This window comes from Paenibacillus graminis, assembly GCF_000758705.1.
In the GTDB taxonomy this organism is placed as follows: domain Bacteria; phylum Bacillota; class Bacilli; order Paenibacillales; family Paenibacillaceae; genus Paenibacillus_AQ; species Paenibacillus_AQ graminis.
Genome location: NZ_CP009287.1, coordinates 6277646 through 6302644 on the forward strand (window position 1 = coordinate 6277646; position 24999 = coordinate 6302644).

19 protein-coding genes are annotated in these 24999 nt (G+C 54.3%); 3 read left to right on the plus strand and 16 right to left on the minus strand.

The genetic code is table 11. The features are described 5' to 3' along the window. Positions 1-371: 371 nt before the first annotated feature. The 5 genes from trxB to PGRAT_RS27150 form a co-directional block, all read right to left on the minus strand. Positions 372-1313, minus strand: a complete 942-nt coding sequence (gene trxB / locus PGRAT_RS27130) for a thioredoxin-disulfide reductase (protein ID WP_025705014.1) — start codon at positions 1311-1313, stop codon at positions 372-374. Between the two features lie 205 nt (positions 1314-1518). Then, positions 1519-3474, minus strand: a complete 1956-nt coding sequence (locus PGRAT_RS27135; RefSeq protein WP_025705015.1) for a heavy metal translocating P-type ATPase — start codon at positions 3472-3474, stop codon at positions 1519-1521. 850 nt (positions 3475-4324) lie between these two features. After that, complete coding sequence (locus tag PGRAT_RS27140; RefSeq protein ID WP_042267494.1) at positions 4325-6799, minus strand: GH36-type glycosyl hydrolase domain-containing protein; 2475 nt, start codon at positions 6797-6799, stop codon at positions 4325-4327. Between the two features lie 30 nt (positions 6800-6829). Continuing rightward, positions 6830-10861, minus strand: a complete 4032-nt coding sequence (locus PGRAT_RS27145) for a glycoside hydrolase family 2 (protein WP_042267496.1) — start codon at positions 10859-10861, stop codon at positions 6830-6832. A gap of 5 nt (positions 10862-10866) precedes the next feature. Continuing rightward, the gene (locus PGRAT_RS27150) at positions 10867-11532 is read right to left on the minus strand and encodes a hypothetical protein (protein WP_036706019.1); all 666 of its coding nucleotides are present in this window, start codon (positions 11530-11532) and stop codon (positions 10867-10869) included. 97 nt (positions 11533-11629) lie between these two features. Between PGRAT_RS27150 and PGRAT_RS27155 the strand changes: the two genes are divergently transcribed. Further along, positions 11630-12496, plus strand: a complete 867-nt coding sequence (locus PGRAT_RS27155; protein WP_025707306.1) for an AraC family transcriptional regulator — start codon at positions 11630-11632, stop codon at positions 12494-12496. A gap of 168 nt (positions 12497-12664) precedes the next feature. Here the strand turns inward: PGRAT_RS27155 and PGRAT_RS34730 are convergent, their stop codons facing one another. Further along, positions 12665-12793 (minus strand): hypothetical protein, encoded by a 129-nt coding sequence (locus PGRAT_RS34730; RefSeq protein WP_280515258.1) that lies wholly within the window; start codon positions 12791-12793, stop codon positions 12665-12667. A gap of 202 nt (positions 12794-12995) precedes the next feature. On the opposite strand from PGRAT_RS34730, the gene PGRAT_RS27160 reads away from it, so the two are divergent. Continuing rightward, entirely contained in the window at positions 12996-13796 is an 801-nt protein-coding gene (locus PGRAT_RS27160; RefSeq protein WP_025707307.1) for a polysaccharide deacetylase family protein, read from the plus strand. A 53-nt stretch (positions 13797-13849) separates the two neighbouring features. On the opposite strand, the gene PGRAT_RS33550 is transcribed toward PGRAT_RS27160, so the two are convergent. Next, positions 13850-14710, minus strand: a complete 861-nt coding sequence (locus PGRAT_RS33550; protein WP_042267497.1) for a hypothetical protein — start codon at positions 14708-14710, stop codon at positions 13850-13852. Between the two features lie 111 nt (positions 14711-14821). On the opposite strand from PGRAT_RS33550, the gene PGRAT_RS33555 reads away from it, so the two are divergent. After that, the gene (locus tag PGRAT_RS33555) at positions 14822-15010 is read left to right on the plus strand and encodes a hypothetical protein (RefSeq protein WP_156124081.1); all 189 of its coding nucleotides are present in this window, start codon (positions 14822-14824) and stop codon (positions 15008-15010) included. On the opposite strand, the gene PGRAT_RS27170 is transcribed toward PGRAT_RS33555, so the two are convergent. The 9 genes from PGRAT_RS27170 to deoC all read right to left on the minus strand — a co-directional run bounded on the left by PGRAT_RS27170 (position 14977) and on the right by deoC (position 24972). Beyond that, the gene (locus tag PGRAT_RS27170; RefSeq protein WP_042267499.1) at positions 14977-16101 is read right to left on the minus strand and encodes a hypothetical protein; all 1125 of its coding nucleotides are present in this window, start codon (positions 16099-16101) and stop codon (positions 14977-14979) included. The genes PGRAT_RS33555 and PGRAT_RS27170 overlap by 34 nt on opposite strands. A 339-nt stretch (positions 16102-16440) precedes the next feature. Then, positions 16441-17733, minus strand: coding sequence for a homocysteine synthase (locus PGRAT_RS27175; RefSeq protein WP_025707439.1), 1293 nt, complete (start codon positions 17731-17733; stop codon positions 16441-16443). A 677-nt stretch (positions 17734-18410) separates the two neighbouring features. After that, the gene (locus PGRAT_RS27180; RefSeq protein WP_042268412.1) at positions 18411-18617 is read right to left on the minus strand and encodes a hypothetical protein; all 207 of its coding nucleotides are present in this window, start codon (positions 18615-18617) and stop codon (positions 18411-18413) included. Positions 18618-18880: 263 nt separating this feature from the next. Continuing rightward, on the minus strand, positions 18881-19603 hold the full coding sequence (locus PGRAT_RS27185) for a GntR family transcriptional regulator (protein ID WP_025705335.1): 723 nt from the start codon (positions 19601-19603) through the stop codon (positions 18881-18883). Between the two features lie 10 nt (positions 19604-19613). Further along, positions 19614-20627, minus strand: coding sequence for a sugar kinase (locus PGRAT_RS27190; protein ID WP_025705334.1), 1014 nt, complete (start codon positions 20625-20627; stop codon positions 19614-19616). Further along, positions 20620-21375, minus strand: coding sequence for a 2-dehydro-3-deoxy-phosphogluconate aldolase (dagF, locus tag PGRAT_RS27195; RefSeq protein ID WP_025705333.1), 756 nt, complete (start codon positions 21373-21375; stop codon positions 20620-20622). The genes PGRAT_RS27190 and dagF overlap by 8 nt, the downstream gene beginning before the upstream one ends. Before the next feature lies 1 nt (position 21376). Beyond that, positions 21377-22480, minus strand: a complete 1104-nt coding sequence (locus PGRAT_RS27200) for a DgaE family pyridoxal phosphate-dependent ammonia lyase (protein WP_025705332.1) — start codon at positions 22478-22480, stop codon at positions 21377-21379. Continuing rightward, positions 22458-23558, minus strand: coding sequence for an amidohydrolase/deacetylase family metallohydrolase (locus tag PGRAT_RS27205; protein WP_036704671.1), 1101 nt, complete (start codon positions 23556-23558; stop codon positions 22458-22460). The genes PGRAT_RS27200 and PGRAT_RS27205 overlap by 23 nt, the downstream gene beginning before the upstream one ends. A gap of 736 nt (positions 23559-24294) precedes the next feature. After that, on the minus strand, positions 24295-24972 hold the full coding sequence (gene deoC / locus PGRAT_RS27210) for a deoxyribose-phosphate aldolase (RefSeq protein WP_025705331.1): 678 nt from the start codon (positions 24970-24972) through the stop codon (positions 24295-24297). Positions 24973-24999 lie beyond the last annotated feature (27 nt).

Sequence of the window (24999 nt, forward strand, 5' to 3'; positions counted from 1 at the left end):
CGCCATGTTTTGTGAGTGTTGCTCTTTAGATTGAACTTGTAATTTCGATGAAGCGGGCAGTTATTCTAAGCGGGAAAAAGGATCACTAATCAAACTCATTTGGCTTTTGGAGTATCCTATGTGGGAAAAAGTACCTCTAATCCGGCTGAAAGCGGCCATATGGGATGAATAGGCATGAATTAGGTGTACAAAATCCCACTAAAACCTTCTGTAGCCAGGGTTTCAGCTCATTAGTTTTACTTTTTCCACTTAGCTTCTGTTCCATATGAGCTTCATTGTGTTCCCAAGCTTTCAAGTTCTCCAGTTCAACTCATTATATACATCAATGTTCTATATTGTAGCACCGCAGTGCCTGCTGTACCAAGTTAGGGTTACAGAATAACCGCGCTGTGCTCCAGGCTCTCAATGTACTTTTCGGCATCAATAGCTGCCATACATCCGCTGCCTGCTGCGGTAATCGCTTGTTTGTAACGGGTATCCTGCACATCTCCGCAAGCGAATACGCCGGGAATGTTGGTTTCCGAGGTGCCTGGATTGGTGACGATATAGCCATTCGCATCCGTTGTAATCTGTCCGCCCAGGAACGCTGTGTTCGGATGGTGTCCGACAGCGACGAATACACCACTGGCTTCAATGAACTCTTCTTCCCCGGTCACATTGTTAAGCACCTTAATGCCGTTCACGCCTTTGTCGCCGGAAGTTACTTCCAGCGGGGTGCGGTTGAGGCTCCAGGCAACCTTTTCGTTGTCGCGGATACGGTCCTGCATGATTTTGGAGGCACGCAGTTCTTCACGGCGGTGGACAAGGGTTACTTTTGAAGCAAAACGGGTCAGGAAGCCTGCTTCCTCAAGCGCCGAATCGCCGCCGCCAACCACTACGATCTCCTTGCCGCGGAAGAAAAATCCATCGCAGGTCGCACAAGTGCTGACACCGCGTCCGATGTTGTCCTGCTCACCCGGAATACCCAGGTATTTGGCCGTTGCACCCGTCGACAGAATCAGGGTATCCGTAGTCAGCGCGCCCATCCCTTCCACATTCAGCTTAAATGGACGCTCGCCAAGTTCCACACTGTTGACCCAGCCTGTCACAAACTTGGCGCCGAAACGTTCAGCCTGCTTACGCATATTGTCCATCAGCTCCGGACCCATGATCCCGTCAGGGAAGCCTGGAAAGTTCTCTACTTCAGTAGTTGTGGTAAGCTGGCCCCCCGGTTGAGGACCTTCTATCACCAATGGGTTCAGATTGGCCCGGGCCAAGTAGATGGCTGCAGTCAATCCGGCAGGTCCGGTACCAATAATAATTGATTTATACATGACTATATCCTCCTTGAGATGGACGGCTAAGGCGTCGGTTTATATTTCCTTAATTAAAATTATTATAATGTAGTACTAATTATGCTCACCTCAAGCGAATCTGTCAATACGCCAGACACAATGTAATCGCTCCATTTTGTGAACAATTCAATTTTAAACAATTTAGTTTTCAAAATCGGCAAAAATGCATTGATACTGGTATTTTTCACCGCAATAGTCTCAGTCCATTGAGGATCACCAGAATCGTGCTGCCTTCATGGCCAATAACACCGAACGGAAGGGCTATTCCCTGCAAAAAGTTGCTCAGCATCAATGTTGCGATCACTGTCACGGCAAAAATCATGTTCTGCTTCACGATCCGCTGCGAGCGGCGGGCCAGTGTAATTGTGGAGGCAATCTCTTCAATATTGTCGTTCATCAGCACGACATCAGCAATCTCCAGGGCTGCACCGCTGCCCTTCATACCCATTCCTATGCCGACTGTAGCTGTGGCGAGTGCCGGTGCATCGTTTACCCCATCGCCCACCATAACCACATTCCCGTATTGCTCACGCAGCGCTCTGATATGCGTTACCTTATCCTCAGGGAGCAGTCCTGCGAACACCAAGTCCACACCGGTCTGTCCGGCAATCACTTCCGCCGTTGCCGCGCGGTCACCGGTCAGCATGGCTACTTTTACGCCCAGCTCCTGCAGTTTGTGAACGGCCGCAACGGCCTGCGGACGCACCGTATCCTGCAGTCCAATCATCCCTGCAATATCCCCGCCGTCGAGAATAAGTGACACGGTCTTGCCTTCCTTCTCCAACTGCCGCCGCAGCGATCTCCACTGCTCATCTCCGCCCTCATTCCGTTCATCCAACAGATTGGACTTGCCGATTCTCCACAGCCGCCCTTCGATCAGCCCTTCAATCCCCCAGCCGGTGACGGAAGTGCTTTCTTCAATTACATGCAGCAGAAGGTGCTCCTCTTCGGCCTTGCGCACGATTGCTTCTGCCAGCGGATGGCGGGACAGCTTCTCAATCGAGGCGCTGACTGCCAGCAGTTCATTCCGGTCATATCCTTCTCCGGCAATAAAGTCTGTTACCTGCGGAAGTCCCTCAGTCAACGTCCCCGTCTTGTCAAAAGCAACCACCGAGGTTTTCGCCATATTCTCCAAATGGACACCGCCTTTGAAGAGAATGCCTTTACGCGCACTTTTAGAGATGGCCGACAGCATCGCCGGCATAATTGAAGATACCAATGCACAGGGTGAAGCCACTACAAGAAACACCATTGCTTTATAAAAAGTCGAGCTCCAGCTCCAGTCCAGCACAAATGGCGGCAGAGCAATCAGGGCTATCGTCGCGGCAACCACTACCCGGGCGTAGACCGACTCCAGCCTTTTAATGAAGCGCTGCGATTCCGGCACCTCGGTTTCCGCTTCTTCAACCATCTTGATGATTTTGGCAAAAAGAGTGTTCTCCGCAGACTTGGTCACCTCTATATAAAGAGGGCCTTCTCCGTTGATGGTTCCGGCGAACACATCGCTGCCGGCACTTTTCTCAACAGGCATGGATTCGCCTGTAATGGATGCCTGGTTGACTGCGGATTCCCCCCGGTAGACGGTGCCGTCTGCCGGAATAATCTCCCCCGGACGCACAAGCAGCTGGTCGCCAACCGCGAGCAGATCAATCGCGACCTCGCTCATGCCCCCCTTTTCAATCCGTACAGCGGTCGCCGGCTTCAGGGCCATCAGCGATGAAATGTCTTTTTTGCTGCGTTCCATTGTATAGCTCTCCAGTGCTCCACTCAGTGCAAAAATAAAGATCAGCATCGCTCCTTCATTCCAGTACCCGATCGAAGCCGCTCCCAGGGCAGCGGCGATCATCAGAAGATTCACGTCCAGGTCCCGTTCCTTAACCAGCGTCTCGACGCCTTCCTTCGCCTTGATCCAGCCGCCTACCGAGTAGGAAACAATATACAGAAGGATTGAGAAGATCTCCGACCAGCCGCTGAGGGCCCAAGCCACAAGCATGAGCAGTCCGCTGCCAAGTGCAGCCTGCATTTCAGAATTGCTGAGCATGGCCTTGGGATCGAACCGGCGCGGCCGCGGGGTGCGCGGCTGCTGGGTGCTGCCTTCACGCGCCAGGGATTTAGGCAGTTGTTTGGATGTAGCATGCATAGGTAAATCACTCTCCTGATTCATTTTCGGGGATGCTTGGGGAAACAAATGCTTGGAAACTCCGTAACTTCTCCTGCTGACCATACATGCTGACTGGGAATAACCATGTCCTGACTGAGAATGAGAGCCATTATTAAGGCCCTTAAAATGACACATGCTGCCCCGGCTCAGCCGGGACAGCATGGTAAATGAGAATGATAATCGTTTTTGCAATTGTACAAATTTATTTCCTTAGGACAACTTGTAGCTATAATATACCATGATCCGCGAAAAAGTAAAGCAGGAGACCAGCCGGATTTTAGGGACTGGTTGTACCGCTGAGCAAAGTCCCCTAACTTAAAGGACACTGGAGAGGAAGCTCCAACTGGATGCTGCACAGGACTCCCCTTGAAGCACGTATTCCAAAGAACACCGCGGCAACCCGTCCATCATTGGACAGCGCTGCCATGTTCGGCTTTGGGTTGCTGGGAGCCCTGTAGTTCACCTGTGCTAGGTCTAACTATGCTCCCCCAGTCCTACCAGACTTTCTTGAACCAGGCGGCAAGTCCAGGAGGTGGAAAAAGTGAACTTAATTTCTCCACATCCCTCATCTACACAATTGCGGCCATTTTAAGTCTACTAATTCCACTTTACTTCCCTGCGGCTGCCTGCGATTCACCACTCCCGTCTTCAGATCCCACAGTCCCTCCTGCAAAGCAGAACCCACAGGTTCAGAACAAGTACAACCATTAGTCCCTATATAGTAGAAAATCATAAAACACCAAAAAAGGCATCCCGGACAGAAGATGGATGGCTGCCGGGATACCACACGTTACCTTATGCTTAAATATCACTTCTTAATCTTATGCGGCTACAGGATAACCTCTACCTTAACCATAGCTTTTTCCGGGTAGGCGGGCACTACGTTACCCTCCAACCGCTGGCCATCCACACGGATTTCCTTCACCCCTTTGCAGCTATGTGAGCTGTTGATTACAGAAATCTCGTAGAGGCAGCCGCGGAATCTCCGGTTCACCTTGAAGCCTTCCCACTCCGAGGGAATACACGGATCAATGGACAACCCCGCCATGACAGGCTTAATGCCCATAATATACTGGGTAGCGGCAATATACATCCAAGCGGCAGTACCGGTCAGCCAAGATACGTTGGCCAGTCCGAACTTATCGGATTCCGGCCCGAACAGATTGGAGGCATAGACATACGGTTCTGCCTTATAGCGCCAGATTCCGGCCTGCTCCATAGCGACGTTCGGAATCAGCTGGCGGTAATATTTGTAGGCCTGATCTCCTCTTCCCAGCATACATTCCGCAATAATAGCCCAGGTATTGGCATGGCAGAAGACCGCTCCATTTTCACCCGTGCCCTTGTTATAATTGGTCAGCGGGTCCGCAGGATCGGGGAAGGTGGTGATGGAAGGATGCAGCTTCTTAATCCCCAGCTCCGTATCCAGAATATCACGCACACTGTCCATAGCCTGCAGGGCTTTGTCTGGCTCGGCCATGCCGGACAGGGTGGCCCAGGTTTGCGCGTTGAGCCAGATTTTGGCCTCATCATGTTCATCCGTGCCAAGGAAACGCCCGTCATCCATCACCGCCCGCCGGAACCAGCGCCCATCCCACCCCAGACGGTTCACCAGTTCCTTCTGCTCCTCATACAAAGCTTCATAACCTGCCGCATGCTCCGGGTGGCCGGATGCCGCTGCCAGCTCCTTCATACGCAGCAGCACCGTCCCGAACTGCATCGCAGTCCAGATGCTCTCCCCTTTGCCCTGGCGGCATACACGGAAAAGCTGGTCGTTCCAGTCCGAACGCAGCATTAGCGGAAAGCCGTTCGGTCCCAGCCGGGAAACGGTAAAATCGACAGCCCGCTTCAAATGCTCATACAGTGTGCCTTCGCCGCCATCATAGAAGGGCAGGCTCTCTTGCAGGAACCCGGCGTCACCGGTCTCAGCGAGAATATCCCATACCGCAAGCGCGGTCCACAGATGGTCATCGGAATGAATGCTGGTCACCGGGTCCCAGCCCTCATTCGGAAAGAAATAATGGTTCACATGCCCATCCTGATATTGCTGCCCCAGCAGCAGGCGGACCTTGTCCTTCGCCGCCTCCGGATCAAACGGAGCCACGGCCAATACATCCTGCGCGGTATCCCGGAAGCCTACACCCCGGAAGGTGCCGGTGGCATAGAAGGAAATATTGCGGGAAAAAAGGAAGTTCCGCTGGGCCTGATACGGATTCCAGATGTTGAGCATCCGCTGCGCATCTGCATCCGGCAATTCGCAATTCCAGGCGCCCAGATAACTGTCCCAATTTTCCTTAAGGGCCGCATAGGAACGGACGACGAAATCCGCTTCCCGCGAATGCTCAATGGCCTGCTCCACCTCTGCTTCATCCATGGCCGTCCCCAGAAAAAAGTTCACGGTCCGGGTTTCACCGGGCTGCAGGGTCACCTGTACCTGAAGCGCACCGCAGGGATCTCCGCCCAGAAGTGTTGAGCCGGTGCAGCCTCCCTGTTCAATGGCGGCGGGATTCGATTCACTGCGGTAGCTGCCGATAAATTCCTCCCGGTCCCCATCATAGCTGTGCAGCGGTGCATCAGACATCATGTACACCAGCGGCGTCTCCTCCGGCTTCGGCTGATTCTCAACACCGTATTTGTAGACCAGTGCCTCCTTGGGGTGATACTGCACGGATACCTGGTGCTTGTTATAACACTGCCACTGCAGCTCACGCATAAATTCCATCATTCCGAACTCGGCATAAGCATACACATTCAGCACCTTCACCGCCGGGCTGTTGTTCGTCAGCGTCAGATTCCAGATCAGTGAGTTCTCATAAGGCCCGACAAAATAGACAGTCTTCGCAGCGACCTCATCCTCCTGAGCCTCGAAACGGGTATACCCCAGACCGTGGCTGCTGCTCCATTCCTGCGGCTTCTGGAAGGCGGGCTCATAGGTAGGACACCAATAGCTCCCCGTTCCGGCATCCTGAAGGTAAATATAAGGGCCGGAACGGTCTGTCGGCAGATGGAAAAACCGGTAGCGGGTAATCCGCCAGATCTGGGGCGATTTATAAAAAGCGACCCCGCCGCCCGCATGGGACAGCATCGTGTGGAACGTGCCGTTGGACAGGTAGTTCATCCATGGTGTCGGCATGTCATGGCGTTTGAACTCGACTTCCTTCAGTTCGTCGCGGAACGTGAAATACTGATCAAGCTGCTGCTCGCGTGCTAACGCTGCTCTTCCGGCAGTTTTTACAGCACCCTTCTTGTGCTCTTCAGAGCCGGATTGACCGGCAGGACTTGGGGGTCCGGGTTGCTTCATCATAAGTCTGACTCCTCTCGGGTTGGAAAATGTTCACTTGGGCTCTACCTCATCCATTGTCAGCCGGTACTCCAAGTCGTTCATATACGTACCGTCGCTATTCAAGAACACCATGCCGAAGGCAAAGTCCTCCCGGCCGCCCTGCACGATGGCAATCAGCCGGTTGATTCCGCTGCTCAGCCGGATCTCCTTCTCCGGGGCTGCAACATATTCCCCGTTCAGATAAATCTCGAAGGCGTTGTCCGTTTTCACCCGCAGCCTGCCGGTGCGGACGATTCCATTCCTGCTGTCCCCAGGCAGTACCGGAAGATGTACAAAGCAGCTCAGAAACACCGGACAGCCTGCCGGGTCCGGAATTAACAGCGTTCCGTCTGCGCGGCGTTCTTTTTTCTTCATCCAGCCGTACAGCCCCTCACCCAGATTGTTCAAGGAGAATTCGGGGTCGGTATAATAATCCTTCATAGCCTGAAAGTCTACATACGGCAGACAAGGCAGCGCCATTGCCGCTTCTACTGCCCATTCTGCATCCCCTTTATCACGGGTCAGCAGCTCATCCGCGAAGGCGGCGCCCATATTGCCCAGCAGGCGGGTGTAGAGCCGTTGGCTTTTGTCGCTGTCCGGTTCCGTGAGCAGCTGCGAGCAGATGATTTCCCCCTCGCCTGCCGCGACCCGGATCAGGAAGTCTCCGGGTTCACGCGCCTTGTCGCGGTTCAGCTCGACCAGCGCCAGTCTGCTGTATTCTGCGGTATGCTGCCCGGCAAAATAATCCTTCCAGGCTGTTCCCTCCACGCTGGTGCACAGCACATCGGCGTCCGGCACTTCCAGCCTGTGCAAGGCCAGCTCCCGGTTCACTACATCCCGGGGCGAGAGATGCACCTTGTCGAACCCGAACAGGTCGACAGGGCTGATTCCGCGGACGGCGGCGTGCGCGTAGTCCGCCTCCAGATGGTACGTCCCGTGCGGCGCGATGCGCACGAGACGGCCCAGCAGGCGGGCGAGCGCCTCCTGCCCGCCGGGCTCTGCCGGCAGCACCAGCACCCTGCTGCCGGCACTTGCTGCCTGCCGGACGGCCTCAGCCGCGCCCGGTCCGTTCAGCAGTCCGGCCTCCACCACGAGGAGGCCGGGACTCAGGCTGGATAAGCCGGCGGCGCTATCCAGCCAAGTGCCCTTGAGGCGAAGCTTGCCGAGCAAGGCTTCCGCCGGACCGCCGCTGCGGACCCATACCGCAGCGGGCACGGGTGCCGCAGCCGCGGAGACCGCGCGGCCCGCATAGCGGAGCAGGTTCCGCAGCAGCAGGCAGGCCTGGGGAACCCGGTGGAGATGATCCATAATCTCCAGTTGATTCGCCAGGAACATTCCTGCACCGTTCCGGTATTCCAGCAGCGGCGACCACAGGTCTCCGCCGTCTCCGAAATCACCGCTGCTGCATTCCAGCAGCAGGGTGAAATCCCCGGTCACCGGCTTCTCAAAGGCGGCCTTAATGACCGGCAGCGGCCCTTCCTCCCGGAGCTCCTCATGCCAGAACATCAGGTCCTCGTCCCCGAGACCCTGAAGTACCGGATGCTCATAGCTGCCCGCCTGGGCACGGATGAACTCTCTGCGGACCAGCGGAAGCCTGCCGGGGGAGAGATGAAGCTGCTCCAGCAGCAGCAGCCTGCCTCCTCGCTGCACAAAACCTCTCAGCTTCCGGTCCGCCTCCCCGTCCCTATCCGGCATTTTGCTGCCGACAATCAGCAGAATGCCGCCGGGCAGGTGCTCTACGGCTTCAGGTTCTATGCGGTCCAGGCGAGGAACCAGGACTTTAATCAGCTCATAGTCTCTATTAGAGCCTATATAAACAGCGGGCAGCTCCAGTGCTACCGGAGCAGTCTTGCAGCTTCCGGACAGCAGCCTGTAGCTAAGTCTAAGCTCATGCTTCAGTTCCCCCCCGTGGAACAGCTTGGCCGCGAGCACAGCCTCCCCTTCGCCGTCTACGGAATCCGGCATCCACTCCAGCCGGATACACCGCCGTTCAGCAGGCTCTTGACGGAAGCTGAAGGCTTGCGTATGAACCACGCGTCCGCCCTGCTGAACAGTGCACTCAATGGTAACAGCTTGTTCAGCCAGCGTATCGTTATACACGTCGAAGCTGCGGCGGATCAGCGAGTCGTCGAAGAAGCAGCGGTTATACTCGGCAGCCATCATCGTGACTGGTTTGAACGCCTCCGCCATGATCGCGAAGGACGGGTTGACCCGATACGCGGGATATTCCTCCGGCAGCAGTCCGTTGTTCAGGGAAAGCGAGTATGCCGGAATAAGCCCAGGCTTGGGCCCTGGTGCCGTCAGATCGGCAGGCGGCAGAACAATATCCCGGTCCGGCATCGCCCGCATGAAATAATGGACGAAGTTGAAGGTGGAGATGCCGGATACGCCCTGGCGCCGCGCATACTCCACGAAGAGCCGCTCCTTCTGTGCAAGCCCGGCAGCACTAGCGTCCGTATCACGGTATGCTCCAAGCCCCACGTACATGCTGCTGTTCTGCGGGCAGATATACCACCAGCCGCCATGCTCGCCAAAGGTGAGCGGAACGCTGCGGTCCCATTGGGCGATGGTGCCGTCAATGTTGTAATGCCGGCTCTCTATCTCCGTATACTCCTTGGGGAGCAGCCGGTTATCCCCTTCCACCATGATCGGACGGGTGGAATCCAGCTCCCGCATCCGCTTCATCAGGCCGGGAATATGCTGCTTGTAGCCGTCCCGGCCGTCGACCCAGCGCATCTCATTCTGTACACTCCACAGGATGACGGAAGGATGGTTTTTGTCACGCTGTACCAGCCGCTGCACATGTGTGCGGCAGTTGGCTATGAAATCCGGATGATTGGCATCCATCGATTTGCTGGAGCCATAAATCGCGGTTTCATCGACAATAAGCATCCCTTCCTCATCGGCAATCCGTAAATATTGGGAGGGGTACGGTTCGGCATGCAGCCGGATGCTGTTCACACCCGCCTGTCTGCACATACGGTACCAATTGCGGATATAGCCTTCTGTCTGCTGTGCCGCACCCTGGAAGTGCCAGGAATCCCCGCGCAGGTTAATTGGAGTTCCGTTCAATATAAACTGCGGGCCTTCACACCAGAATTCCCGGAAGCCGAACGTTTCGGTACGGCGGTCAAGAATTTGCCCCCCTGCCCGCAGCTCAAGCTCCAGTTCATAAAGATTAGGAGTTTCGGGGCTCCACAGCTTAGCATCGTGCCACGACAGCACAAACCGGGCTTCCTGCCACTCCCTGTTGTCCGCATTCTCGCATAATTGCCTGCCGTCCCTTGCCTGCAGAGGCACGGCTTCTGCACCGGCTTCCGCTTCAAGCACCGGCAGCGTCCCTGGTATCCGGTCGTTTACCTTAAGGAACACCTGCAGCGGTTCCGCATACGCGCTGCCGGATTCCGTACCAATAAGCGCGTCCACTTCCAGCAGGCCTTGGCGGAAGAAGGTGCGGATTGTAATATCCTCCAGCGTTACACGGGGATAGCTTTCAAGGAATACATCCTGCCATATTCCCCTTGCGATCCTGCCGAACCAGGAGCCTACAAGCCCCGTCATCTTCCTGGCCCCGGAGGGCAGCACTGTCTGATCGAAGTTTCCGCAGACCACATGCAGGTGCTGCTCCTCACCCGGCTTCACCCATGAACTGATATCCAGCCGCAGGGGCAGGTACCCGTCCTCCCAGACAGCGATGCGCTCGCGGTCCAGATAGACAGCCGCCTTTTGCATCATCCCATCGAACCGCAGGACAACCCGCTGCCCCAGCATGACCTCAGGCACCTGAAAAGACCGGTGAAGCACACCTGCCTCCGCCGCATCCCATTCCCTTGGATAGCTGTATACATCCAGCGGCGCGAAGCCATGCTCTGCGACCTCTCCGAATCTTGTGCCTGATGGCTGCGGATAGCTGTGGCGCCAGCTGGAAGGAACCTGTACCTTACGTGCTTCGTACACCAGTCTCTCAGGAAGAGTCCGGCAGAGGGGCTGGTCGTAGAGCGGCATGAAATCCCATTCCCCGTTCAAACATATCGATGTGCGCATCCTGTTCACTCCTCCTTTTTACCTGCGGGGACGGCTACGTTTAGCACCATAGTGAGCTTTTTCCAAATTTCCTGGCCAGGCAGCGCATCCCCCCATTTGATAAAATGCGGTTCCATAACTCCCCCCCAATCCTCCGGTCTGAGATTCGTTGTGAGCTTGCCGGAATATGGCACGGATTCCACCGTCGCGGGCAGTTCGGTATAGAAGAACAGCAAATTCTCATGAAGCCCGATGATTCCATACTTGTCCCCGTCTCCCGGACGCTCCTCCTGATATTGATAATGGTGATAGACATAGCTTGCAACCTGCTCCGGCTTCAAAACCGCCACCCTACCGAAGGGTGTCCCTTTCCCTTGATTGCGCTTCCAATGCTGTTCGGAAACGGGCTGCTGATAATGAAAAATATCCATCATGGGCACCCACCATCTTGGCTGTGCCCCTCCCGGCCAGACCTTGAGCAGTTCCCCGGTATCCGCCAGCAGCTCCTCTGGTTCATGCAGCTCTCCGCCGCATTCATAATAAAGGAACAGATCTTTGCCGTCCTTAAATATGCTGAGCCGGTTAACGTCCAGCAGTTCCATACGTTCATTCAATCGCGGAAGCCGGGAACGGAAAAAGGACTCCGGAGCACCGCCTTCCCTGCACTCGCCCCTGTATAAACAACGCTGCATAAGCACCCTCCAACCTTGTGTTATCTACCTCTTCAGATTAGCGCATCCGGCCGGCCCCTTCCTTGACGATGAGGCCCTTATTTAGCATAATAACGACATGACAAATAAACTTTATGCACGGGATTTGGGACTGGAGCCCGGCTTTACTTTCCGTATTCAGAAATGCCCGCTTACCCATGACTATTACGTTCACTCCCATGACTTCTCAGAGCTGGTGGTCATTTTGGAGGGGAGTGCGATTCATATTATCGAAGGAAGGGAGTATCCCGTTTCTGCGGGGCAGGTATTTTTTATTCACAGCGATATCTCCCACGGCTACAAAAATGTGCAGAATATTCAATACGTCAATGTAATGTTCCATCCCGATCAGCTGCTGCAGCTGCCTGAGCTGAAGCTCCTGCCGGGATTTCAGGCCTTGTTCTATCTGGAGCCGTTCTTCCGCAAAGAAATGTTCTACAAGGGGATGCTCTCGCTGGAGCCAAGGCAGCTGGAAGAGGTGAATCTTTTGCTGGACCGGATTCTGGAGGAGCATGACCGGCAGTCGGACGGGTACCGGCTGATGATCCGCACCTATTTCACGGCGCTCGTCGGCACCCTGTCACGGTATTACCGGCAGAATGGCGGCGGGACGGAGAACAAGGCGCTGCGGATCGGAGAGGCGATTACCTATATTGAGGAGCATTTTTTGCAGCCTGTCTCTTTGCAGGACCTGGCCGATCTGGCTTATATGTCGAGGCGCCAGTTCCTCCGCGTGTTCACCCGGAATTATCATACGACGCCCATGGATTACATCATCCGCAAACGGCTGGACTACTCCTGCACATTGCTGCGCAACCCGGAACTGTCCATCTCCCAAGTAGCCATGGATAGCGGATTCCGGGACCATAATTACTATTCCAGACAATTCAAAAAAGTGTTTCTCTGCACGCCTTCCGAATACCGGATACATAAGGCCGGGTTGTGACGGCAGGCTCGAAGCAGAGCCATGGGTGGAGTTGAAGGCAACTGCTGAAGAAAGAGTACGGTTAAAATGAACAGAGGATAGTGTTGCTGAACGTGAGTACGCGCAATTGCTTGTATTCACATCACACTTACAGATGAACAGATCCGGCAGCTTATCAAGCGCACACTATTATGCAGCGTGGCGAAGATTGGCTGGCTCATGCCAGATTTCCCGGTAATCCTCCACAACTTCCATGCAGGGGCCGAACAACGGCATTTTTGCCGTTGTTTTTCGGCTAGCTGCCTTGCTGAAGCTCAACAATGACACTTCTGCCGTTGTTAGACGATAAATTAGCTTATAGCTGTCTGAATCTTACTGCTGCCCAAAAAACTATTTTATGAACTCATTCAAGCCAAATTACAATATGTCTTCAATGAACAAGAACAAAACTTGCCAATCCCTGCAGACTCTGGCATTCTTCATAATGAAAGCTATTGAATAATCAGGAGGGTACGATGTGATGAAAATCAAACTTGATCTTTTCCCGGGCGGAGCCGCGAAAGCGCTCACACTAAGCTGGGATGACGGCAGAGTCTATGACAGACAGCTGGTGGCGATCTTGAACCGGCATGGATTGAAAGGTTCTTTTCATTTGAATTCGGGATTCTTTGGCAGGGACAGCTATATCAACCGCGAAGAAGTGTCCTCTCTCTATGAAGGGCATGAAATTTCTGCGCATACCAGCACTCATCCCTTTCTTTCCATGACCCCCCGCGAAGGCATCGCTGATGAGGTTCTGAAGGACCGCGAGCACCTGGAGCAAATCGCCGGGTATCCCGTAAGGGGCATGTCCTATCCGTTCGGTGATTACAATGACGAAGTGCTGAGACTGCTTCCTGCACTGGGTATCGAGTATTCACGAACCGTACAGTCCCATGGCAGCTTCACCCTGCCGGACAACCTGCTGGCCTGGCATCCCACCTGTCATCACCGCGATATGCTGGCGTTTGGACAGCAATTCCTGGAGGAGAAGCCCAAATACCCACGATTGCAGCTCCTGTATGTCTGGGGGCACAGCTACGAATTCAACGACAACAATAACTGGGAGGAATTAGAGCAATTCGCCGGTATGATGGGCGGCCGTAAAGATATCTGGTATGCCACCAATATCGAGATCGCCGACTATCTGGCCGCTGTCCGGGGGCTGCGTTTCTCCGCTTCCCGGTCCATCGTCTATAATCCGTCAGCAGTGGATGTATGGGTTACGGCAGAGGATCAATCCCGCCGGATTCCCGCTGGCGCTACTGTGCAGTTGGGCTAGAGCAGAGCAGAGCTGGGCAGTGGGACATAGGAGCGGGTTTCAGGTGGAAATACTTAAACGGACTGTATAAGCAAGAGGAGCGTTGCTGGCGAAACAGGGTTGGGTTGGGTTGGGTTCAAAAGTGGGAGTGATTGGGGAGAGTTGCCGTTTTTGATACCCGCAAATAGGTACTGTTTATCCCTCATAGCCCCTTCACAAGAACAAAGCGACCTGCGGCGCTTCAACAACGGCATTTCTGCCGTTGTTTCGAGGCAACCGTGCCGCTGGCGTTTCAACATCGGCATTTCTGCCGTTGTTTCGAGGCAACCGTGCCGCTGGCGTTTCAACATCGGCATTTCTGCCGTTGTTTCGAGGCAACCGTGCCGCTGGCGTTTCAACAACGGCATTTCTGCCGTTGTTTCGAGGCAACCGTCCCGCTGGTGGTTCAACAACGGCATTTCTGCCGTTGTTTCGAGGCAACCGTCCCGCTGGTGGTTCAACAACGGCATTTCTGCCGTTGTTTCGAGGCAACCGTCCCGCTGGCGGTTCAACAACGGCATTTCTGCCGTTGTTTCGAGGCAACCGTCCCGCTGGTGGTTCAACAACGGCATTTCTGCCGTTGTTTCGAGGTAACCGTGCCGCTGGCGTTTCAACAACGGCATTTCTGCCGTTGTTTCGAGGCAACCGTCCCGCTGGCGGTTCAACATCGGCATTTCTGCCGTTGTTTCGAGGCAACCGTCCCGCTGGCGCTTCAACAACGGCATTTCTGCCGTTGTTTCGAGGCAACCGTCCCGCTGGCGCTTTAACAACGGCATTTCTGCCGTTGTTTCGAGGCAACCGTCCCGCTGGTGGTTCAACAACGGCATTTCTGCCGTTGTTTCGAGGTAACCGTGCCGCTGGTGGTTCAACAACGGCATTTCTGCCGTTGTTTCCAAAAAAATTCGTCCTTTAGAGATTTGGCGTTATTCACATAAACAAAAATCATAATTCCAAATAAAAAGAGACCCGATTTCTCCGTTGCTTTGAATGCAGGAGAAATCGGGGTTTTGGCTTTTATGAAAAGCTTCGGGACTGCAGGCAAGAGGAATAGTCCCATTACTAATGTTCCGTTCGGAGCGGAAGATCCCACCCGGACGGGCAGACGGGTGGATAGGCCGGGCAGACGTATAGACGACCGGGCGACGACTGGACGGCCAGGCCGCTACAGCCTGCCTCCGGCGGCTGTATCCGCATGATCTTGCCGGGCGATCCACGTCAGGCAGGCTGCCCGCAGCAGCGCCTCGGTCCGCTGGCCCGCGCTGCAAAAGATCCCGCTCAGGCCGATCCGGTACAGATCGGCCAGCGCATACGCCGCCGGTGCCCCCGCGGCGAGCAGTGCCGCCGCCGGCTTCACGCTGCGCACGGCGGCCAGGATCTCTTCCGCCGCCTTGGCGAAGCCTCCGGCGGCATCCTCCGGCGCGGCTTCGCCCGCCGCGCCGTCCAGCACCAGGAAATCGGCGATGCGCGCGATTTCCCCGGCGGCTGTGCGCTCCACATCGGGCAGGATCACCGCCCCGATGCGGCACGCCGCCGCGTAAGCGTGGCCTAGCGTCTGCTCGGCCACGCCCTCGATGAATTCACGCTGCGCCGCGAATTCCGCTGCGCTGGCGGGATACGGCGCCAGCAGGTCCACGCGGCAGTCGCCGCCCAGGCGCTGGCGCTCCGCGACCGCCGCGAACAGTGCTTCAAGCTGCGCATCCTGCAGCGCAGCCAGCCTGGCCGGCTGATCGGCCAGCTCCGGCATAAAGGGCAGCATGACAGCGGCCCAAAGACCGTCCGCCGAATCCAGGAGTGCAGCAGCCGATGCGCGCAGCCTGTAGTATATCCGCTGCAGAATCCGCTCCTCCTGCGCCTCGGTTTCGCTGAACAGCCAGCTGGCATAGAGCCCGTTCACCTCAGGGGCAAGCAGCCACTCGCCGCTGCGGATCAGACAGGGGCCTGCCGGTATGGCTCCGGCATCCTCCCGCTGGACCGGCCGCTCCTCACGTCCATCCCGCAGCACCAGAAAAGCCGGACGTTCTCCCGGACGTCTGAAATAAGCACGGTTCAGCGGCTCCCCTATACTTGCGCGTTCTCCTTCAGCAATAAACTCCGCAGCCGCAGAAGCCACTGTTGCTGACTGGCTCATCTCCACCCCAATGGTCCGGTCCCCTGTAAAATACTTGAACAGGCGCTCATCCTTATTCCGGTTTTGATCCTGCTCACGTTCACCCTTCATCTCCGCACCCACCTTTTTTAGCTTTGGATTGCTGCCGGTGATCTCTTGGCTCGATGCTGCCGCCGGCATGAATAACACTCACCTTATAAATACGGGAACCTTATGCAAAATATGCAAGCGTTACCAATTAATCAGGGGCAACAAATCAGGAGAACAATGACGTTCTGCCGCCGCTCCCCCCTTTTTTAGGCATATGCTTACAGGGCAAGTGATATGAGTTGGTATTGCAGTAGATAAACAAAAAGGCCACTGTGCAAATACGCCGCTCCTCTTCCGGTGAACGGTGCGTATGTGGACAGCGGCCTGCATGATGTGCTGAACCCGATCACCCGATAAGCATCGGGAACCCGGGTTTGCTAAAAAAACGGGGATACCAAATGTAATCCTGTATCTGTGTATCCGTATTAACTACTGTTGACTGGCCGCGATAGCCTGCTCCAGATCATAGAGAATATCGTCGATGGCTTCTGTACCGATGGAGAGCCGGATCAATTCCGGGGTTACCCCCGCTGTAATCTGCTCCGCATCCGAAAGCTGCTGATGCGTGGTGCTCGCCGGATGGATAATCAGCGATTTGGAATCGCCGACATTGGCCAGGTGGGAGAACAGCTTTACGTTCTCAATCAGTTTAACACCGTTAGCCGCTCCACCCTTGATCCCAAAGGTGAGAATGGCCCCCTGTCCCTTAGGCAGATACTTCCGGGCCAGCTTATAGGATGGATGGCTCGGCAATCCGGCATAGCTGACCCATTCCACAGCTTCATGCTGCTCCAGATACTGAGCCACCTTCAGCGCATTCTGGCTGTGGCGTTCTAGTCTCAGGTGCAGAGTCTCAAGGCCTTGCAGGAGCAGCCAGGAGTTAAACGGCGATATGGATGCTCCCAAATCACGCAGCAACTGTACCCGTGCTTTGATGATGTAGGCAAGCGGACCGACTGCTTCCGTGTAGACCAGACCGTGGTAGCTAGGGTCCGGCTCAGTCAGGCCTGGGAATTTGCCGCTCGCTTTCCAATCGAACTTCCCGCTGTCCACAATCACGCCGCCGATAGACGTTCCGTGCCCGCCAATGAATTTAGTAGCGGAATGAACAACGATGTCTGCCCCAAATTCAATCGGACGGAGCAAGTACGGACTCGGGAACGTATTATCCACAATCAGTGGGATTCCGTGCTCATGGGCGATAGCCGCCACGGCTTCGATGTCCAGCACATTCCCCTGCGGATTGCCGATCGTTTCAGCGTAAAGCGCCTTCGTCTTGTCCGTGATCGCACTGCGGAAGTTCTCCGGGTTATCGGAATCAACAAAATGCACCTTAATTCCCAGCTTGGGAAGTGTAGTTGAGAACAGATTATAAGTTCCGCCATACAAACTTGCTGAAGAGACTATTTCATCTCCGGCCCCGGCAATATTGAGTATAGAAAAAGAGATCGCCGCTGCCCCGGAAGCTGTCGCAAGCGCACCCGCTCCGCCTTCCAGCGCGGCAAGCCGCTGCTCAAACACATCGGTGGTCGGATTCATAAGGCGCGTATAAATATTGCCGAATTCCTTCAGCCCAAACAAATTGGCCGCATGCTCGGCGTCACGGAATCCATAGGAAGTGGTCTGGTACAGCGGCACTGCACGTGCGAAGGTAGTTGGATCAATCTCTTGGCCTGCATGCACGGCTAACGTTTCAAAGGACAGCTTGCGGTCTTCTGACAATGGGTTTTCCTCCCTTTAAATGCGTAATGGCAAACCTTAACAACTAAGAATTGTAACTATTCTCTCACAAACCATGTCATTTGGGAAGAAAAAAATCTCATTAATCCAATGTGATTTATTAATCCAGAAAAACAACCGATCGGGCTTATTCCACATTGAAGAAACCGCTCACAAAAATGAATTTGAACGTCTCCCCTAACCTTCACTGGCTCCTGCAAATCTCTCCTGCTTTAAAAAAGTAAAACATATACGTGAAATTAGCTAATGTCCTCGGCTTCGCAACCCCATTTCGACCCATTCTAATATACTTTTCTCTCTCACCCCGCCAACTTGCCTGCATGTGCCGAATTCAAAGGTACTTTTTCTCTCCTCACGTTATGTATGAAATAGCTAATTGGAAAAAGTACACTTCATTTCTCCAAAAACAGCAATTGTGAGAGTTTAATTGGAAAAAGGAAACTTAATTCTGCTATATTCCTCAACAGAGGGCGAAATGAGCTAGAATAGTGATACTTTTTCCACTTTACCTGCAAAACGGAGGGTAAGTGACCTAATTAGTGATACTTTTTCCACTTAACCTGCTAACGAAATCCGCGGGAAGATACGCGCTCATCTTTACCCGCTCCTTGACGCTATCCGTGTAGTCCGCATCCGGAATTCAAAGGCACTTTTACCTCTCACTCACCATATCCCCCGTATCCGCCAAATTCAAAAGCACTTTTACCTCTCATTTCACCATATCCCCCGTATCCGCCAAATTCAAAAGCACTTTTACCTCTCATTTCACCATATCCCCTGTATCCGCCAAATTCAAAAGCACTTTTACCTCTCATTTCACCATATCCCCTGTATCCGCCAAATTCAAAAGCACTTTTACCTCTCATTTCACCATATCCCCCGTATCCGCCGAATTCAAAAGCACTTTTACCCCGCATTCCCCAACAAGTGCTTACGTTCACCGGACGTTATCTGCTAATTTCCGCACACAAAAGGCCCCCGCCGCAAACGGCGAGAGCCTCCAGAAACGATTGTTCCGTTTTATAATTTACCATTCCATCCATTTGCCATTCTCTCCAACTTGTCCATCCTTCAATCTGTCCATCCATTGAACTAATCCAACTTGAATGTAACCAGATCAAAGCCGGCTTCAAGCATCGTAACTGACCAGGTAATGATGAAGCGCGGTATTATAGCTGCCAATGCTGTGTTCGATCAGTTGGCCTTCCCCGTCATAGGAGTTGCGCAGACGCTTGAGCACATGTGTGCCCGGAGGCAGCTCCAGCAGCAGACAGACTTCGGCAGAAGCCGGCTCCACAAAGAAGCGGTCTTTAAAATTCTCCAGCACGATGTTGTTCTCCTCCAAAGAGTCATAGAGCGATTGGATATCCGTACCCATCTCTTGGGTCCCGCCGTCTGGCAGCGCAGCAGCAGTCAGGATGTGCATCAGATGAATATATGGCTGGCCGTTCAGAATATAAAGACGTTCGATCCGCTGGCAGTAGGGTCCATAGCGGTTATATTCCTCTGTTCCGGCAACATTTGCAATGAACTCGGAAGACAGCAGTCTTTTTTCGAGCTTATGTCCCTCCTCTACCAGCAGCTCCGTAAATCTCTTGCCCTTGGAGAGCTTTTGATAAGAGGTATTGCGGGTAACTATCGTGCCGATGCCGCTTCGTTTCTGCACATAACCTTCCTGCGCCAGCTCCTGGACCGCGCCGCGGACCGTCATTTTGCTGACCCCGAACTCCTTTTCGAGCTGCGGCTCGGAGGGAATAATGCTGCCCAGCGGATAGATGCCGTGCAGAATCCGGTCTTTGAGGATTTTTTGGATCTGCTGATATAAAGGACCTTGCTTGCGTTTCAGGGACACGGGCCGTTCACTACCTTTCAACATCTAAGGTATGTTCCGACAGCGCCCGGAGCACCTCACCCTCTGTAAAAAGCGCAGTATCTCCTACAATGGTATGGGCCAGCATTGCCGCCGCCGCTGCCATATTGACCGTTTGCTGCGGCGGATACTTCTGCAATTCCCCATGGATGACGGCACTGGCAAAAGCATCTCCGGCGCCGATCCGGTCGAACACGGGAAAGGCCAGCTTCCGGGAAAACTCGAACCTGCCTTGATGATAAATATATCCGGTTAAAGAATGCGTGTTGTTATCGTTAATCTCGCGGTGGGTTCCCGCTGCCGTTCCGATGCCGAAGCGCTTCACCACTTCGGGAATGGCATGCTTCAACTGTGTTATTCTATCATATTCTCCCTTTCCGATGCCAAGAATAAACTGCGCATCCTGCTCATTCATCATCACGGTATCGGCCAGCTGCAGCAGCTCTTCATAATGCGGGCGGGCAAGGGTATAGCCGTCCGCCCCCCAGAGCGACGGGCGGTAGTTGCAGTCAAAGACGACCTTGCCCCCGGCGCTTTTCACCTCCGCAGCGAGCCGCTTCATCTGCTTGCGCACTTCCTCATTCATCGCCAGCGTGATGCCGCACAAATGAAGGACATCCACACGGGAAGCCAGAGCAGCCATGTCATAATTGCCCGCCGCTGCGGTGTTGAAGCTGCTCCCCAGCCGGTCTGTGTAGGTGACCCTGCCGGGACGGACGCCGAAGCCATTTTCGAGAAAATACATCCCCAGATGTTGGCCCCCCCGGCTGACCAGAGTCGTATCGATCCCCAGCTTGCGCAAATAAGCGACAGCCGCATCGCCCAGCGGAGTCTCCGGCAGAGTCGTAATGATGGCTCCGTTATGACCGTATCTGGCCAGCGCGGCTGTAACATTAACCCCGGTCCCGGAAAAAGAATACTCCAGCCTGCTGCTCTGAACCAGTGTTTCATAGCCCGGCACCTGCAGCCGCATCATCACTTCGCCAAAAGCAGCAATCCTAGGCATACTGGTCCACCAGCGATTTCATGATACCTAGTAATCTGCGGACATCCTGCACGTTCGTATTGCCTGTGCCGGCATCAATAATGGAAGAATAGACATGCGGGATGACCTGCGGCACCCCTGCCTGAAGGGCAATTTCCAGAATCGGCCCGAAATTGTCCATATCAATGCCGCCTGTAGGCTCCAGGGCAAAACCGGCTTCACCGCAGGCTGCGGCGACGGCACGGTACTCCTCCTCCAGCTTCAAGCCCTGCATGGGAAAATATTTGAGCGCATTGCCGCCCATATCCCGTACCAGGGCAATGGCGGCCTCCACGGGAACAATCGCCTGCGGTGTTATCCCCGAGCTGACCGGACCGGTTGATATGTTCACATAACCCGCCTGCCCGCAGGGAGAAACCAGGCTGTTGATCCAGCTGTCCCGGGCTCCGAGATTGGCGCGGGTTGCCCCTACTGCCGGAAATACCTGGTTGATATGGCTTCCCGGATAGCTCTTCGCAATCTCCGCCACAACTGCCGCCTGGCGGTTGTCTCCGGCCCCCAGGCCGATGGATACGGCATCCTGAATGTCCTGGCCGTATGCGGTCATGGCAGCGGCCGCTTCCTCTGCGGTGGCGTAATTTTTGGAGAGTACGCCAACCAGGACATGCCCTTCCGCAGCCGCAAAGACGTCTCTGGCATTCCCGATACTGCCTGCCAGCACATTAAGTGCGGCTCTGTTCCTGTACAAACGCTGCTGAATTTGACTCATTCTATTTGCCCTCCACAATGTCATGTATTCTGTCTATGATCACCTGAAGATCATCCCCCTGCAAAGACCGGGGATCGATATCGAAATACCCCTGCTTCACTCCATAGTCCCGCGTGTACACGGCAATTTCGCCCTCGCGCAACCGGTCATTGACGGTCTTGGCATCCACTCCCGCGGCGGAGGCATCGATCTGGATGCGTCCCCGGAATATGGCTCTGCCCGCTTCATCCTGCACGATACGGACCGAAACTCCATGAAGTGTGGTCAGCTGCTGAAGCGCCTCCAGCGCTTTTTTCTCCACTTCACTGTTGTCAGCCTTGTCCTGGTATTCCTCCAGCGCCTGAAGCAGCCCAAAGGTGGTCTCTTTGCCGACTTTCATGCTGCGGCCGATCCCGTGCAGCTGTACCTTTACCCATTCGACATATTTCTTTTTGCCGGCAACGATTCCCGAGGTTGGACCTTCAATGGCTTTGGAGCCGCTGTAGATGGCAAGATCGGAATATTGGACATATTTAAGCAGATCCTCTTCCGCAGCCGCATCGACCATCAGCGGAACTCCGCTGCGCGCGGCAACCTCCCAGGCCTCTTCCACAGAAATCATGTTTTTCTGGACGGTATGATGGGATTTGACATAAAGAATGGCTGCAGTGCGGTCACCGATGGCTTGTTCTATATGCTCCTTACGGCCTTCGTTGGCATATCCGGCTTCCACCACCCGGCCGCCGCCCAGGAAAACCATCGTTTCCACCGGAGCACCGTACTGCACATTGTGGCCCTTCAGCATAATAATTTCATTCTTAAGCACAGGCTCCTGGTGCAGGCGGAGGCTGAGCCGCAGATCACCGCCGGTTACGATGGCCGCCACCGACAGCGCAATGCCGCTGGATGCCGAATTCACGACAACCGCTGCCTCTGACCGGAGCAGCCGGGCAATGTAATCTCCCGATTTATCCACGAGATCCGCGATCTCCACATACTGCTGGCCGCCTCGCTTCATCGCCTCCATGACGGTATCCGTTTGAGCGGAGACTCCAAGGATACTCATTCTCCCGCTGGCATTAATTACGCGTTTCAGTCCATATCTAGCATGTAATGAGTGATCCATTTGCAAAGACTCCTTTGGCCTCAATATAGTGGTCCGCAACCCGGACATCGCCTTCCGAATCCGTCAGTTCCTTCCGGCCTTCTTGCAGGGCAAACAGTGTCAGATTCGCCTGCTGCCCTACACTGATTTCTCCAAGCTCAGGCCTCTTAAGCCACAATGCCGCATTCCGGGTGACCGCATGGATAATCTCCTCCAGGCTGTAGCCCAGATAGAGAAATTTCGACAGCACATTCGACATGCTGTACACAGGGCCGTTCAGCCGGTTCCCCCGGTAGATATCCGTGCTGATTGTATTCAGTGGAATGCCCGCCTTCTTGGCCTGCCCGGCAATCCGGAAGGAAAAGCTTGCGGTGCCATGACCCACATCCAGATGAACTCCCCTTGAGACTGCCTCCAGCAGCCCTTGGAGCGGCGTGCCGTCCGTATGAAACAAATTATTGGACTTGCCGTTGAGATAATGGGTAATGACATCCCCCGGCTGCAGCAGTTCCAGCACTTCGGAAATATCCGGGGGAGCAGAGCCAACATGCACCATCAGCGGAAGCTTCGTCTCAGCCGACAGCGCCCGGGCCAGCTTGAGCGGCTGAATACCGTTTTCTTTGACGACACTTTGGCTTATGCGGGCCTTCAGCCCCACAATGAAATCAGAATAAGCCGCTGCCGCCTGCACAGCCTTGTCCCGGTCAATCCATTCCAGCTGCGACAGCTCATCCGTACGCTCCAGACCGATCCGGGAAATATTCAGAAAAGCCAACACATTGGTGGCAGTGAGCAGGCTTCCAGCATAAAAAGCCCCGATCCGGTCCGCACCGCAGCTCCCGGCATCAACGAGGGTTGTTACCCCCTGTTGTATACCAATTTCGTCGATATGATCGCCATAAGGATGAAGCTCAGGTACGGCATGCACATGCAAATCAATCCATCCGCTGGATACGTATAGCCCGGAGCCGTCCAGCACTGTTTTTCCTTCAGCCCGGCCTGCCGGTGTAATAGCGCTGATGATTCCATCCCGAATGGCGATGTCAACCGTCCGCCCGTCAACCAGCTGCAAATTGCGCAGCACATTCTCTGTGCCCACTTATTCCATCTCCTTCTCCTTCTCCATCTCCATCTCCGGATTGAAAATTTAAAACCGGAGACTGCTCCAACTCGATAATTATAACGTTATAATGTTTATGATAGCACAAGTATGACCCAGATGAGAACCATGATTTAGAAATCCGCACATTTTAACACTGAGGGGGACTGATTAATGGCAAAATTTGCACCAAGTCTTCCTTGCTCACCACATTCCGGGTGTAGGGGCATGGCCTGCCAAGAACAAGGGGACTACAGACAGTGCTTCGATCACGAATTGGCGGGTAGAAACACACAATATCACCCCGACGGTTGAACGGCATCACACTTTGCTGTGGAGCTTACAATGCTCGAATTGTTGGACATTAAACAGGATTCCGCCTGATTTTTACGACTCTGGCTTGTATTGTTGTCCAATCTGCAATATTTTTGTCAATCAGCCTCACGTTAGCCCCATTTATATTGTAAAAAGTGCAGTATTCTCGCCATCATAGCCGAATTAGTACGAATATTGTTGTATATTGTTCAGGATTCTGCCGTGTTTTCGCGATCAAGGAGACATCTTCCGCACAACAAGCAGAAATGGCTGGCCGTCCAAAAGGACGGTAACGTTTCTGTGAGAAATATAGGATGATTTATGGCATGAAACATTTAAATCCTTATATTCAAAGCAAAAACGGCTGCGCCGTCCTTGATACAAGGATGACGCAGCCGTTTCTTTTATGGGAGGAATGATATTAGTAGCTGCTCTGGCTTTGCTCGCCCTTGGCGATAGCCACACCGCCGCTAGTACCGATACGGGTTGCGCCTGCGCCAACCATGATCAGCGCATCCTCTGCGCTGCGCACGCCGCCGGAAGCTTTGACGCCGATGTCAGGGCCAACTGCGGCACGCATGAGCGCGATGTCTTCCTTCGTTGCGCCGCCGGTGGAGAAGCCGGTCGACGTTTTTACAAAGTCGGCTCCGGCTTCTACGGCAAGCTTGCAGGCACGGACCTTTTCTTCCTCCGTAAGCAGGCAGGTCTCAATAATCACTTTGGTCAGCGCTTTGCCGCGGGCCGCATCGACAACTGCAGCGATATCCCGCTTTACCAGCTCGTTGTTACCATCCTTCAGTGCGCCGATGTTGATAACCATGTCAACTTCTCCCGCACCGTTCGAAATTGCGTTCGTGGTTTCAAATGCCTTGGTTTCCGGTGTCGAAACGCCAAGCGGGAACCCGATAACTGTGCAGACCTTCACTTCAGGGGTGTCCTTCAAAACTCCGTAGGCTGTAGCAACCCAAGCCGGATTCACGCAGACCGAAGCAAATTTATAGGTCTTGGCCTCTTCCGCCAGCTTGATGATATCTTCTTTACGGGCATCCGCCTTCAGCAGGGTGTGGTCAATGATCCCGGATAGTGTGTGTGTACTCATTGTGAATTCCTCCATGATAATCGGTAG

Coding starts and splice junctions, on each gene's coding strand:
- PGRAT_RS27190 (WP_025705334.1), bottom strand. CDS start 20,627: ATGCCTAGGATTGCTGCTTTTGGCGAAGTGATGATGCGGCTGCAGGTG.
- PGRAT_RS27155 (WP_025707306.1), top strand. CDS start 11,630: ATGACAAATAAACTTTATGCACGGGATTTGGGACTGGAGCCCGGCTTT.
- PGRAT_RS27160 (WP_025707307.1), top strand. CDS start 12,996: ATGAAAATCAAACTTGATCTTTTCCCGGGCGGAGCCGCGAAAGCGCTC.
- PGRAT_RS27150 (WP_036706019.1), bottom strand. CDS start 11,532: ATGCAGCGTTGTTTATACAGGGGCGAGTGCAGGGAAGGCGGTGCTCCG.
- dagF (WP_025705333.1), bottom strand. CDS start 21,375: ATGAGTCAAATTCAGCAGCGTTTGTACAGGAACAGAGCCGCACTTAAT.
- deoC (WP_025705331.1), bottom strand. CDS start 24,972: ATGAGTACACACACACTATCCGGGATCATTGACCACACCCTGCTGAAG.
- PGRAT_RS27140 (WP_042267494.1), bottom strand. CDS start 6,799: ATGATGAAGCAACCCGGACCCCCAAGTCCTGCCGGTCAATCCGGCTCT.
- PGRAT_RS27135 (WP_025705015.1), bottom strand. CDS start 3,474: ATGCATGCTACATCCAAACAACTGCCTAAATCCCTGGCGCGTGAAGGC.
- PGRAT_RS27145 (WP_042267496.1), bottom strand. CDS start 10,861: ATGCGCACATCGATATGTTTGAACGGGGAATGGGATTTCATGCCGCTC.
- PGRAT_RS27170 (WP_042267499.1), bottom strand. CDS start 16,101: ATGCCGGCGGCAGCATCGAGCCAAGAGATCACCGGCAGCAATCCAAAG.
- trxB (WP_025705014.1), bottom strand. CDS start 1,313: ATGTATAAATCAATTATTATTGGTACCGGACCTGCCGGATTGACTGCA.
- PGRAT_RS27180 (WP_042268412.1), bottom strand. CDS start 18,617: ATGAGAGGTAAAAGTGCTTTTGAATTTGGCGGATACAGGGGATATGGT.
- PGRAT_RS27200 (WP_025705332.1), bottom strand. CDS start 22,480: ATGGATCACTCATTACATGCTAGATATGGACTGAAACGCGTAATTAAT.